The 12,359-nt window shown below is 37.9% G+C and carries 13 protein-coding genes; 8 read left to right on the top strand and 5 right to left on the bottom strand.

The window, feature by feature from the left end; translation table 11 throughout:
- Positions 1–58: 58 nt before the first annotated feature.
- Complete coding sequence (locus NYR63_RS05195; RefSeq protein ID WP_279458493.1) at positions 59–1,111, bottom strand: heptosyltransferase; 1,053 nt, start codon at positions 1,109–1,111, stop codon at positions 59–61.
- Between the two features lie 112 nt (positions 1,112–1,223).
- Between NYR63_RS05195 and NYR63_RS05190 the strand changes: the two genes are divergently transcribed.
- The 3 genes from NYR63_RS05190 to ilvY are packed head-to-tail and all read left to right on the top strand — an operon-like array spanning position 1,224 to position 3,834.
- On the top strand, positions 1,224–1,907 hold the full coding sequence (locus NYR63_RS05190) for a glycosyltransferase family 25 protein (RefSeq protein WP_279458492.1): 684 nt from the start codon (positions 1,224–1,226) through the stop codon (positions 1,905–1,907).
- Position 1,908: 1 nt separating this feature from the next.
- Positions 1,909–2,949, top strand: coding sequence for a glycosyltransferase family 9 protein (locus NYR63_RS05185; protein WP_279458491.1), 1,041 nt, complete (start codon positions 1,909–1,911; stop codon positions 2,947–2,949).
- Complete coding sequence (ilvY, locus tag NYR63_RS05180) at positions 2,950–3,834, top strand: HTH-type transcriptional activator IlvY (RefSeq protein ID WP_279458490.1); 885 nt, start codon at positions 2,950–2,952, stop codon at positions 3,832–3,834. It begins immediately after the preceding gene.
- Between the two features lie 63 nt (positions 3,835–3,897).
- On the opposite strand, the gene xthA is transcribed toward ilvY, so the two are convergent.
- Together xthA and NYR63_RS05170 are read right to left on the bottom strand one after the other, a co-directional pair.
- Positions 3,898–4,701: an exodeoxyribonuclease III gene (gene xthA, locus NYR63_RS05175; protein ID WP_279458489.1), complete on the bottom strand. Its 804-nt coding sequence runs from the start codon at positions 4,699–4,701 to the stop codon at positions 3,898–3,900.
- Between the two features lie 88 nt (positions 4,702–4,789).
- Entirely contained in the window at positions 4,790–6,166 is a 1,377-nt protein-coding gene (locus NYR63_RS05170) for a Na+/H+ antiporter family protein (RefSeq protein WP_279458488.1), read from the bottom strand.
- A gap of 239 nt (positions 6,167–6,405) precedes the next feature.
- Here NYR63_RS05170 and NYR63_RS05165 point away from each other — a divergent pair, with 239 nt between their 5' ends.
- Positions 6,406–8,460, top strand: a complete 2,055-nt coding sequence (locus tag NYR63_RS05165; RefSeq protein ID WP_279458487.1) for an alpha-amylase — start codon at positions 6,406–6,408, stop codon at positions 8,458–8,460.
- 53 nt (positions 8,461–8,513) lie between these two features.
- Here NYR63_RS05165 and ttcA read toward each other — a convergent pair whose 3' ends face one another.
- Both ttcA and yfbV read right to left on the bottom strand, forming a co-directional pair.
- Positions 8,514–9,467, bottom strand: a complete 954-nt coding sequence (ttcA, locus tag NYR63_RS05160) for a tRNA 2-thiocytidine(32) synthetase TtcA (protein ID WP_279458486.1) — start codon at positions 9,465–9,467, stop codon at positions 8,514–8,516.
- 167 nt (positions 9,468–9,634) lie between these two features.
- A complete protein-coding gene (gene yfbV, locus NYR63_RS05155) occupies positions 9,635–10,069 on the bottom strand; it encodes a terminus macrodomain insulation protein YfbV (protein ID WP_005597682.1) in 435 nt (144 codons plus the stop codon).
- Between the two features lie 158 nt (positions 10,070–10,227).
- Between yfbV and NYR63_RS05150 the strand changes: the two genes are divergently transcribed.
- The 4 genes from NYR63_RS05150 to NYR63_RS05135 are packed head-to-tail and all read left to right on the top strand — an operon-like array spanning position 10,228 to position 12,286.
- Positions 10,228–10,965: a hypothetical protein gene (locus NYR63_RS05150; RefSeq protein WP_279458485.1), complete on the top strand. Its 738-nt coding sequence runs from the start codon at positions 10,228–10,230 to the stop codon at positions 10,963–10,965.
- A gap of 1 nt (position 10,966) precedes the next feature.
- On the top strand, positions 10,967–11,518 hold the full coding sequence (locus NYR63_RS05145; RefSeq protein ID WP_279458484.1) for a septation protein A: 552 nt from the start codon (positions 10,967–10,969) through the stop codon (positions 11,516–11,518).
- A complete protein-coding gene (yciA, locus tag NYR63_RS05140) occupies positions 11,505–11,996 on the top strand; it encodes an acyl-CoA thioester hydrolase YciA (RefSeq protein WP_279458483.1) in 492 nt (163 codons plus the stop codon). The genes NYR63_RS05145 and yciA overlap by 14 nt, the downstream gene beginning before the upstream one ends.
- Positions 11,997–12,004: 8 nt before the next feature.
- Positions 12,005–12,286 carry a YciI family protein gene (locus tag NYR63_RS05135; RefSeq protein ID WP_279458482.1) on the top strand — a complete coding sequence of 94 codons (282 nt, stop codon included), beginning with the start codon at positions 12,005–12,007 and terminating at the stop codon, positions 12,284–12,286.
- The last annotated feature ends 73 nt before the right edge of the window (positions 12,287–12,359 follow it).

Raw genomic sequence — 12,359 nt, 5'->3', positions numbered from 1 at the left:
TAAAACCCCGCAACTGCGGGGTTTTTTGTTTTCTTAATCGGCTATTTGCCTTAGCGGTTTAATTTTCAGTTCTTTTTGCAAATTGATTATTTAACCATTGAGTTGCATTTTTTAGATTAAACCCTTTTGTGTCATTGTTATCATTAGTTATCTTGTCGGATATAACCATAAAAGAATCAATTTGTAGCTTTGGACGAGGATGCCAGCGGGCCAAGTTTGCTAAATGATTCGCATAAAAGGATAGTAACGGTTTTCCATAGGCGCATGCCATATGTACACCGCCACCATCTACTGCAATTACAATATCTGCAGCATTGACTAACGCACAATAATTTAGCGTATCGGTTTGCGGCGATATAGTGATTTGTACTTTAGTTGCTGTATTCAGAGATTGAAGATATTGTTCGCTTGATTTTGTATGTGTAAGTAAAAAACTGATCTGATCTAAATATTTAGGGTTGATATGATTCAATAAATTAGCCAATTCATCGGTCGGAATTTCTCTCATACTCCCTTGAGGGTTCAGCAATACTCGAATTTTTTTTGTACTATGCCAATAGCTCTCGGCAAGCTGAGCGTATTCAGACGGTATAGTTAAAACATAATCGCTAGATTTGCCAATTAAATACGGTGCGAGTACAGAACAGTGCAAGTAATCTGCAATATGTGTATTATTCGGAATTAGCGTAGTAAAATCATAATTTTTTACGGTTTCTAATGAATAGTATTTTTTATCTTCTTTACCAAAATTGATAATAATTTTAGGGTTGAGTAATGCATCTAAAATGATTGATTTAGAAGTAAAAGTAGGCTGAAAATCAAGATATAAATCCCATTTGCCTCGTTGTGTTAAATAATTACTAGTGTTGTTATCAATTAATTGATCGACTGAATCGGCCTGTGCAAAGAGTTGTTTATTGCGTTCTGTAACTAATACGGCTGTTTTTACGTTAGGAAAGGCTTGTTTGATTTGCGCTAAATGCGCAATATGTACGATAGCATCACCAATCGCATCTCCGATCGGTTTTAAAAGTACGGTTTTAATATGTTTTAATTCGCTCTCATGTGAACGAGAACGCTTTCCAAATAAGGCTATAATTAATCTCTTCATTTACTTCAATTCTCCCTTATATTACCAATATAACATATTTCAACGCTTGAATAATTGGCTTTTTTCCGTAAAATCCATACGTATATTAGTTTTAGTATATATAGAAAACACCATGATAGATGACCATTATTCCATTCCACCGATTTTTGTTATTAGTTTGGCTAATTCTGCTAGGCGTAAAATTATTTCAGCTCGTCTTAATAGTTTAGGGTTAGCGTTTGAGTTTATTGATGCCGTAAACGGTAGAGATTTAACAGAGGAACAGCTTGCTCAAATAGATTATGATTTTTACCCTCAGCGATTTGGTGGAAAACACAAATTGAAACTTGGTGAAATTGGCTGTGCAATGAGCCATATCAAGGCTTACCAGTATCTAGTAGATAATCATATTGAAGAAGCGATTATTTTAGAAGATGATGCAATCGTTTCACATTATTTCAGACGTATTGTGGCGGATGCGCTTAAGAAAGTACCGAGCAGAAAACAAATAATATTTTTTGATCATGGTAAAGCTAAATATTGGCCAATAACACGTTCTCTTAAAGAAGGTTACAAATTAGTACGTTATCGTTCGCCTTCTAAAAATTCTAAACGTACAATTATGATTACTACCGGCTATTATCTTACTTTAGACGGTGCGAAATTATTATTAAAACATGCATACCCAGTAAGAATGCCGTCCGATTCTTTAACTGGTGCACTCCAAATGACAGGGATTAAAGCCTATGGTGTGGAGCCTCCTTGTATTTTTATTAGTCCCGGTTCGGAAATCGATGAAATAGAAAAACGTGGTTAAAATGAAAAAACTAACACTAAAACAAAAGCTTCGAAGAATCCGAATTAAATTGGGAAAGTTTTTTCTAGATAAAAAGAGTGTAACTAATACTTTAGACGGTTTACCTAAAAAAATCCTATTTCTCCGTCAAGACGGAAAAATTGGGGATTATATTGTCAGTTCATTTGTATTTCGAGAAATAAAAAAGCAATCTCCCGAAACGCATATCGGGGTGGTTTGTTCTCGTAATAATGCTTATTTATTTGAGCATAGTCCTTATATTGACCAATTGTATTTTGTACGCACCAAAAATATTGGTGATTATTTAGCCTGTGGTAAGCAACTGGCAAAAGAACAATATGATGTTGTTATTGACCCGACTGTAACGCTACGTAATCGAGATTTACTTTTCTTACGTACGATTAATGCGAAAGCTTATATCGGATATGACAAATCGGACTATAAGATTTTTACTGCGAGCGTACAGAATGAACGACAACATTTCGCTCAAATATATAAACAGGCACTGGAGCTTGCCGGTTTTACAGAGATTGATACGCAATATGATGTGCCGAAAGATGAAAACAGTGCGAGAGCGATAAAAAACTATTTATCGGAAAACCGGATTAGACATTTTATTGCGCTAAATTTATTTGGAGCAGGATCGGCACGACGTTTTTGCGACGAGAAAGTAACGGAGTTACTCACATATTTAAATAAGATAAGTGTGAAGCCTATCCTATTACTCACATTTCCGGAGGTTACACCAAAGTTAAAGCAAATCGCTAGTCGGTTTGAGAATGTCTTTGTATATGAAAATACGCAAACCGTATTTGATACGATTGAGCTTATTCGTCATTCGGATGTATTAATTTCGCCGGATACTTCAACGGTGCATATTGCTTCAGGCTTATCCAAGAATATCATTGGATTTTATAGCTCGGATGAGCAGAACTTTATTCATTGGCATCCGAATAATAAGGCGAAAACCTATATTTTACGTTTTAAACAAAGTGTGAATGATCTTGATTTTAATCAGATCAAACCGGAATGGTTAAACTAAATGGAATTCCAATCCCTTAAACTGTTTTTAGATATTGTGCAAACTCGTAGCTTTATCCGTTCGGCTGAAAATAATTATATGAGTGCATCTACGCTTACACGTCATATTCAGCGAATTGAAGAAGAATTGGGACAACCGTTATTTATCCGAGATAATCGACAAGTTCATTTAACCGAAGCGGGTGAAAAATTCTTAATTTTTGCCAAGCAAAGTTGGTCTGATTGGCGACAACTGCAGCATCAGCTTTCACCGGTACAAGGTCAGTTAGAGGGGGAATTGAAAGTGTTCTGTTCGGTAACGGCGGCTTATAGTCATTTACCACAAATTCTGGAGCAGTTTCGTCAGGCGCATCCGAAAGTTGAGATCAAGCTCAGTACTGGCGATCCGGCGCAAGCGGTGCATACGGTACATTCTTTCGAAGCGGATATTTCTTTAACCGGCAAACCGGAACATCTGCCGAATAGCATTGTGTTTCATTATATTGATGATATTCATCTTTCGATTATTGCACCTCGAGTAGCTTGTGTTGCAACACAATATTTACAGCAACAACCGATTGATTGGCAGAATATTCCTTTTATTTTGCCGGTGGACGGTCCGGTACGAAAGCGAATTGATCGCTGGTTTAAAGAGCTGAAGATTAAAGAACCTAAAATTTATGCTACGGTTGCCGGACACGAAGCGATTGTACCGATGGTTGCTTTAGGATTCGGAGTAGCATTGTTACCTGATGTCGTGATTAAGCATAGTCCGATGAATAATCAAGTTTCTTATTTGAAATTAGCGGATCCTATATCGCCGTTTGAATTGGGGATTTGTGTGCAGGAAAAGAGGTTACAAGAACCGATTATTAAGGCATTTTGGGAATTGTTGCCGAAAGATTAAAGACAAGCGGTCAAATTTAAAGAATTTTTTGTAAATTTTTTGCTAAATTTGACCGCTTGTTTGCTATTTGAATACCGCCCAAACCGGAGAATGATCCGAAGGTTTTTCCATCGCGCGAATTTCAAGATCAATGCCGGTTTCTACACAACGTTCCGCTAATCCTTTTGAAGCGAGTACCAAATCAATACGTAGTCCTCGATTATCATCAAATCCTTTCGAACGGTAATCAAACCACGAGAATTTATCATTAGCTTGCGGGTTCATTGCACGGAATGTATCGATTAAACCGTAACTATATAAACGATCTAACCACTCACGTTCTTCCGGTAGGAATGAACATTTACCGTCACGTAGCCAACGTTTGCGATTCGGCTCACCGATACCGATATCTAAATCGGTCGGACTGATGTTCATATCGCCCATAATCACAATCGGATTTTCCGGAGAGAGTTCGGTTTCTAGATAATGCTGTAAATCCGCATAGAATTTTTCTTTTGCCGGAAATTTGGTTTCGTGCGAGCGATTTTCACCTTGTGGGAAATAACCGTTTAACACGGTCAGTACGCCGAATTCCGTTTCAATATCCGCCATAATCATACGTTTTTGCGCATCAGCATTATCGGTTGGGAAACCTTTACGCACGGCAAGCGGTTCTTTTTTGGTTAAAAGTGCTACGCCGTAATGTCCTTTTTGCCCGTGATGAAAAACGTGATAACCCAAATGATTGACTAAATCCCAAGGAAAATCTTCGTCGGCAACTTTGATTTCTTGTAAGCCGATAACATCCGGCTGATGTTTATCAATAATCGCTTCTAATTGATGCGGACGAGCACGTAATCCATTGATATTAAAAGAAATAAATTTCATATATAAAATCCAAATAGAAACCACGGATAAGGCAAACAAGCGGTCATTTTTCCGCAAAAATTTGCATTATCCGTGGTACAAGTAAAAATTAAAGCGTCATTGCCGCAATCCAACCGAACACTAATAACGGGATATTAAAGTGTAAGAAGGTTGGTACGACCGAATCCCAAATATGATCGTGTTTACCGTCAGCATTTAAACCGGATGTCGGGCCTAAAGTTGAGTCGGATGCCGGTGAACCCGCATCACCTAAAGCAGCCGCCACACCGACGATTGACATAGTGGCTAACGGAGAAAAGCCGAACGATACGCAAAGCGGTACATAAATAGAAGTAATAATCGGCACGGTTGAGAATGACGAACCGATACCCATTGTGATAAATAAACCGACAACTAACATTAATAATGCCGCCATTTCTTTCGTCTGAATCGAACCGCGTAAGGCTTCTACTAATTCAGGTACACCGCCGGTGGCGTTTACTACGCTGGCAAAACCGGATGCGGCAATCATCACGAAACCAATCATCGCCATTAAACGTAAACCGTCTTGGAAGAGATCATTCGTTTGTTTTAATTTAAATACGCCGCCTAAAGCAAAAATAATTAAACCGGCTAAACCACCGATAACGGTTGAGTTAGTCGCTAATTGCACGGAACAGGTAGCGATAATCGCCACAATACTTACACCGATATGGAACGGTTTAACTTTTGCAACACGTAAGGCAATTTCGTCTGCGGTCGCTTCTTTTACGTTTTCTACATAAGTTCTCGGTTTACGATAAGAAACGAAGAAAGCAAACAGTAAGCCTAAGATCATACCGGCAACCGGTACTGCCATCGCTTTGGTCATTTCAGCCGTTGTTGCGACAAGATTAAAAGGTTGCCCCGCTTGGTTGATATTCTTAACCAAAATACTTTCAATAAAGATTTGTCCGAAACCTGCAGGGATTAGCATATACGTTGCGGTTAAACCGAACGTTAAAGCACAAGCTACCGCACGACGGTCAATTTTTAACTGATTCATTACGCTTAATAATGGCGGAACGACAATCGGAATAAAGGCAATATGAATCGGAATAAGGTTTTGTGATGAAATTGCAAATGCGGTTAATACGAATAATACAAGATACTTAAACCAAAAGACCGAACGACCTGAAGGACGTTTACCGAATGCAGAAATGACTTTATAAGCAAGTAAATCGGTTACTCCCGATTTAGATAAAGCAACGGCAAATGCGCCGAGTACGGCATAGTTCATTGCGGTTTCCGCTCCACCGCCTAAACCGCCTGTAAATTTTTCTATGGTTTTAGTAAGAGCTTCAAATAAACTCATATCATCAACACCATAGAAGCCGATTACACCGCAGGTTAAAGCTGCGATAATTAACGCAATTACCACATTAATTCTGAGCAAGCTCAAAGCAAGTAATACGATAATTGAGATAACAACTTCATTAGACAACATTGTGTTTTACCTTTTTTGTAAGAAATAAAATAATTCTCTAATGTAACGCAAAAAATATTGTTGTCGAGTATTTTTTGTAGATATAGGCTAATTTATAAAATGATGATACAAAATCGCTGTGCTTTAGCATATTTTACGCCTTTATTCTCATACTTTTACTTTTCTCAATAAGGAGGATTTACCTCCACTTAATTTTTACATAAGATAAAAATCGGAATATTTTTATACTCGGAGGTTTTATGTCTTTCTCTAAAAATGTGTTGTGGTTGGCTTTATGTTCGCCTCTTGCAATAGCAAATAACTGGCAGAGTACGTTATTCCCGAATTTTAAAGAATCGGAAAAATTAATTTTAAAATCGGAGCAACCATTAAAAAAAGGAACTTATCCGCTCACTTTTCAAAGCGGGCAGCAATGTTTTCAGCCTCAATTACCGATTAAATTAAATCAGACACTCTCCCTTTCCTCTTGTACTTCAGATGTTCCGACATTTCGTGTTTTCCGTGATGGTAATTATTCCGCTCAAATTGATTTAAGAAGCGGTACGCCGACATTACGTTTAAGTGTCGAACAAAAAGAAGATAAACCGAAAATTTGTCCAGTTTGGAATGGGCAAGCGGTAGAAATTGATGTAAAAGATACTTTTCAAGAAAATGAGCAAGTAAGAGATGCTTATTCAGGACAAACGGATATTGTGAAAAATGGTAAGGTACACTTTTTACCTTCATCAGACTCTAACGGTTTGTTACTGTTAGAAAAAGTAGAGCAGAAAACAGGATCTAAATTCGATTGGCATAATGCAACGGTTTATTTTGTTTTAACTGATCGTTTTTATAATGGTGATAAAACGAATGACCACAGCTATGGCAGACAATATGATGGACTTCAAGAAATCGGTACGTTTCATGGTGGAGATTTAAAGGGATTAACTCAAAAACTCGATTATTTACACAAACTGGGTGTTAATGTGTTATGGATTAGCTCACCGTTAGAGCAAATTCATGGTTGGGTTGGTGGTGGAGAAAAAGGCGATTTTCCACATTATGCTTACCATGGTTATTATCATCAAGATTGGACTAAAATTGATGCCAATATGGGAACTGAGCAAGATTTGCAACAATTAATTGAGCAAGCTCATCAACGTGGTATGAGAGTTATTTTTGATATTGTGATGAATCATACTGGGTATGCGACATTGGCGGATATGCAAGAATTCGGTTTCGGTTCACTTTATTTAAAAGAACAAGAAGTTAGTCAAATATTAGGCGAAAAATGGACTGATTGGAAACCTCAAACCGGTCAAAATTGGCATTCATTCAATAATTTTATTAATTTTTCCGATAAAGCTGCTTGGGCAAAATGGTGGGGGAAAGATTGGACGAGATCCGATTTAGGCGATTATGATAGCCCTAAATTTGATGATTTAAAAATGTCGCTCGCCTCATTACCGGATTTAAAAACAGAAGCAAAACAAGCGGTTAAATTACCAATATTCTTGGCAAATAAGTCAGACACTAATGCGATTGAACGAGACAATGCCAATGTTTCTGATTACTTAATGGGATGGCTTTCCGATTGGGTAAGAAAATATGGTGTGGATGGTTTCCGTGTCGATACGGCAAAACATGTTGAAAAAAGTACATGGGCAGCGTTGAAACAGTCAGCAGAAAAAGCATTACATGAATGGCAAGAAAAAAATCCAACGAAGAAATTTGATGATAAATTTTGGATGGTGGGAGAAGCATGGGGACATACGATTGTTAAAAGTGATTATTTCCAAAACGGTTTTGATGCAATGATAAATTTTGATTTTCAAGATCAAGCTAAAGAAAGTTTAAACTGTTTTGCGAATATTGAACCCACATATCAAAAAATGAGTGAAAAATTAGCTGATTTTAATATGTTGAGTTACTTGTCTTCACATGATACTCGTCTGTTTTTCCATTCTGATAGTGAACGATATTTTGATAGACAAAAAATTGCAGCGAATTTATTAATGCTGGCTCCCGGAGCCGTGCAAATTTATTATGGTGATGAAAGTGGAAGAGAATTTGGTGCAACCGGTTCGGATCCGATTCAAGGAACACGTTCGGATATGAATTGGGATGATTTAAAAAATAAATTCCAAAACCAAGCATTAAAATCACATTGGCAAAAATTAGCGAATTTTAGGAAAAATCATATCGCTGTAGGTAAAGGACAGCAAATTGTTGAACAAAATAAGTCTTATTTTGCATTTAGCCGCCGTTACCAAGATGACAAAGTGATGGTCGTTTGGGTTGGTAATCGGCCATAGAAAAAAAGAGCAAACTTTAGCGTAATTTGCACTTAAAAGTTTGCTCTTTGTTTTTATTGGACTTCTTTAAATTGAATCATTCCATTTTCGCTGTAATCAGCTTGTTCGTCTTCATCTTGGATTAGCGGCTGATTTGGCATTTCCGCTTTATCAAAGGCAATATCGCCTTCCACACCTTCCAATACCTGACCGCGTTTTAACCCTTTAAAATCGAACAGGCTAGGGTCACAAAGATGCGAGAGGGTAATGTTCTGCATTGCACTAAACATCGTTTCGATTCGTCCCGGATATTGGCGATCCCACGTTTGCAGCATTTCTTTAACCACTTGGCGCTGTAGATTCGGCTGAGAACCGCATAAGTTACACGGAATAATCGGGAATTGTTTTGCCTGCGAATATTTTTCGATATCTTTTTCTTTACAATAAGCCAACGGACGAATCACGATTTGTTTGCCATCATCGGAAATCAATTTAGGCGGCATAGATTTTAATTTACCGCCGTAAAACATATTTAAGAATAACGTTTCCAACATATCGTCACGGTGGTGGCCAAGTGCAATTTTTGTTGCACCGAGTTCGGTAGCGGTGCGGTATAAAATGCCGCGACGTAAACGCGAGCAAAGCGAGCAAGTGGTTTTCCCTTCCGGAATTTTCTCTTTTACGATGCCGTAGGTATTTTCTTCGACGATTTTATATTCAACGCCGATAGATTCCAGATATTCAGGCAAAATATGCTCCGGAAAGCCCGGTTGTTTTTGGTCTAAATTAACCGCTACGATATCGAAGTGAATCGGTGCGCTGAGTTTGAGATTAAGTAGAATATCTAATAATGTGTAGCTGTCTTTACCGCCGGACAAGCACACCATCACTTTATCGCCGTCTTCAATCATATTGAAATCGGCAATCGCATTACCGACATTACGGCGTAAACGTTTTTGTAATTTGTTGAAATTATAGGCAATCTTTTTTTCTTGTTGAGTATTCGCTGATTGAGTATCTTGATTCATAATCGTGAATTTTTAAATAAATGTTCGGTTCGGTATATGAGATAAAAAATGAAGTCCGTCATACTAAAGACTTCCGTATTTTTTGCAAGCGTTTCATTGGATGTTTTGTCGCTAGATAAGCGTTTATCGGCAAACAAGCGGTCTAATTTTAGCATTTTTTTGCAATTTTAAAGTTTATCAAAATACTCATTACCCCAAGTTTGTTCGGCAAGTTGCAATAAGTTGGCGAAATCCTGATAAGAAGGCATTGCCTGATCTTCAACTTTTTTATTCTCATTAATCAGTTTTTGTTTTAATTCTTGATACCAGCCTAACAACGAAAGCGGTAAAGGCGAGGCGGCTCGTTTACCTAACCAATATAAGCCTTGATACGGCAAACTTAATGCAAATAATGAAGTGATAATCGCATTGGCTAAAATGGATTGGCTCGGGTCGGCAAAGAAGTACTGCCATAAAATCGCAAAGCAAGCGAAAGCGGGCATAAAGCGGGAAGCTAATTTTACTAAGCGAATCAATCGATAATCGGGCATAAACAGCCCTAACTTTTTTTGGTTCGGATAGGTGGCGAGATAACGTTGTCCGGCTTGAAGAGTCGCATTCATAACGATAATGTTTTATAAGATTTATAAGAAAAATAATAAAAATAGCATAACATAAGTTTTATCCGCCGAAAATGCGCAGATTTTAATGCAGTAATGATCAACAATTGCTATACTTTGCAACAATTTTGTTACACGATTAGATATAGAAGGATAGATTAATGCCAATTAAATTTCCAGATTTGTTACAAGATAGTTGGAACTTTATACGTAATCAACATACATTTTCGTTATTGGCAATTATTTTGCTAAGCGCGTTGCAGTTTGTGAATTTATTTTTAGTACCTCGTATCGGGAATATGAATGCCGAAAATGTCGAGATGACATTATCCGACTTATTTCCGTTGTTAGTGATGGGCGTAGCCAATATTTTTATTACGACCTTATTAATCTTGAATATTAAAGAAATTAACCGAGGAAGTTTCAAACATTTTTTCCAAAACCTTTCCATTGCTATCGCGAATCTGTTTGCGGTCGTTTTGCTTAATATCATTATGGTATTACCGCTGTCGATCGGAATGGCTTCTCAAGTGTTCGGGGCAAAGGCGGGTAACGGCTTGTCGATGATCGCTTTTCCATTGATTATCGGCGGTGCGTTTTTGTTTATTAAATTATGCTTATCCGTTTATGCCTATTTAATTGAAGAACTTAATGGCGTAAATGAGGCAATTCGTTTTACTTGGCAATTAAGTCGCGGTCGAGGTATCGCATTAGTCTTGTTCTGCGTAATTTCTTATTTTGTACCGCAGATTTTAATGTCTTTTTTAAGCGGTTTAAGCGGCAATACGCTCGGTCTTGTGGCGAACGTGTTAGTCAGTTCGTTTTTCTCATTATTTATTACCGTATTTAGTTTCCGTTTTTATCAGGCATATAGCCAAAATAACGTTGTAAGAGGGTAGGATGAAACAGTTACTTGAATTTATTCCGCTCATTCTATTTTTTACCGTATATAAATTATATGGTGTGCAACAAGCGGCAATTACTTTAGTTATCGCAACCGTTATCCAATTAGTTGTGTTAAAAACGCTTTATAAGAAGATTGAGAAATCCCAATGGATTATGGGTGTTTTTGTGATTTTCTTCGGGATTTTGACCGCTTATTTTAATGATTTAAATTTCTTAAAATGGAAAGTGACTATCATTAACGGTTTATTTGCCGCCGTATTATTGGTCAGCCAATTTGTTTTCAAAAAGCCAATTATTCAAATGTTGTTAGGTAAGGAACTACAATTGCCGAGCAAAGTTTGGAACAACCTCAATCTAGGTTGGGCAGGATTTTTTATTATCTGTATGTTACTCAATATCGTGATTAGTTATTACTTCTCGGACGACGTATGGGCAACATTTAAAACTTTCGGATTTACCGGATTGAGTTTAATCGCTGCGATTGCAACCGGCGCTTATCTTTATCCGCATCTTAAAAACGTGGAGAATACCAATGAGCAAGCATAAACCTTATGACAGAAATCCTAATGGTAAATTATTATTAAGAACGCTCGCAATGCCGTCGGATACGAATGCCAACGGCGATATTTTCGGTGGGTGGATTATGTCGCAAATGGATTTAGGCGGTGCGATTCTTGCCAAAGAATTGGCAAAAGGCAGAGTAGTGACGGTCACTGTAGATAAAATGGTGTTCCATATGCCGATTTCGGTTGGGGATGTGGTTTGCTGTTACGGAACTTTAGTAAAAGTGGGGCGTTCGTCATTACAGGTTAAAGTCGAAGTGTTTATCAAGCAAGTTTATGAAGGCTCAAGAGAGCGTTTCCGAGTTACCGAGGCTCTCTTTACTTATGTGGCAGTTGATAAAGAGGGGAAATCACGTGCGGTTCCTCGTGAAAATAATCCGGAACTTGATGAAGCATTGGCATTAATGGAGCAGGCTTTAGCGTTTGAAGCGGAGCTTGCAAATCAACAACAAACTGCGTAGAGGTAAAAATGTATTACGTTATTTTTGCACAAGATAATCCGAATATGCTTGAGAAGCGTTTGGAAGTTCGTCCCGCTCACTTAGCACGTTTAGAAAAACTGCAAGCTGAGGGGCGTTTATTAACTGCAGGGCCAAATCCAACGGAAGATGGTAGCGGTGTAACCGGTTCGACTGTGATTGCTGAATTCGATTCGTTAGCCGATGCACAAGTATGGGCTTCCGAAGATCCTTATACCGAAGCCGGTGTTTACGGTGATGTGATTATCAAGCCGTTTAAAAAAGTGTTCTAATCTTTTTTTCTTAAAACAGGCACAAGCGGTTTCGCTTGTGCCTTTTTCTCGTCCAATTTTTGAAAGAGGCATA

Origin of the sequence: Actinobacillus genomosp. 1 (assembly GCF_029774175.1) — a bacterium.
In the GTDB taxonomy this organism is placed as follows: domain Bacteria; phylum Pseudomonadota; class Gammaproteobacteria; order Enterobacterales; family Pasteurellaceae; genus Actinobacillus.
The sequence above is the reverse complement of the archived record's forward strand: the minus strand, read 5'-3'. Positions and strand labels throughout refer to the sequence as shown.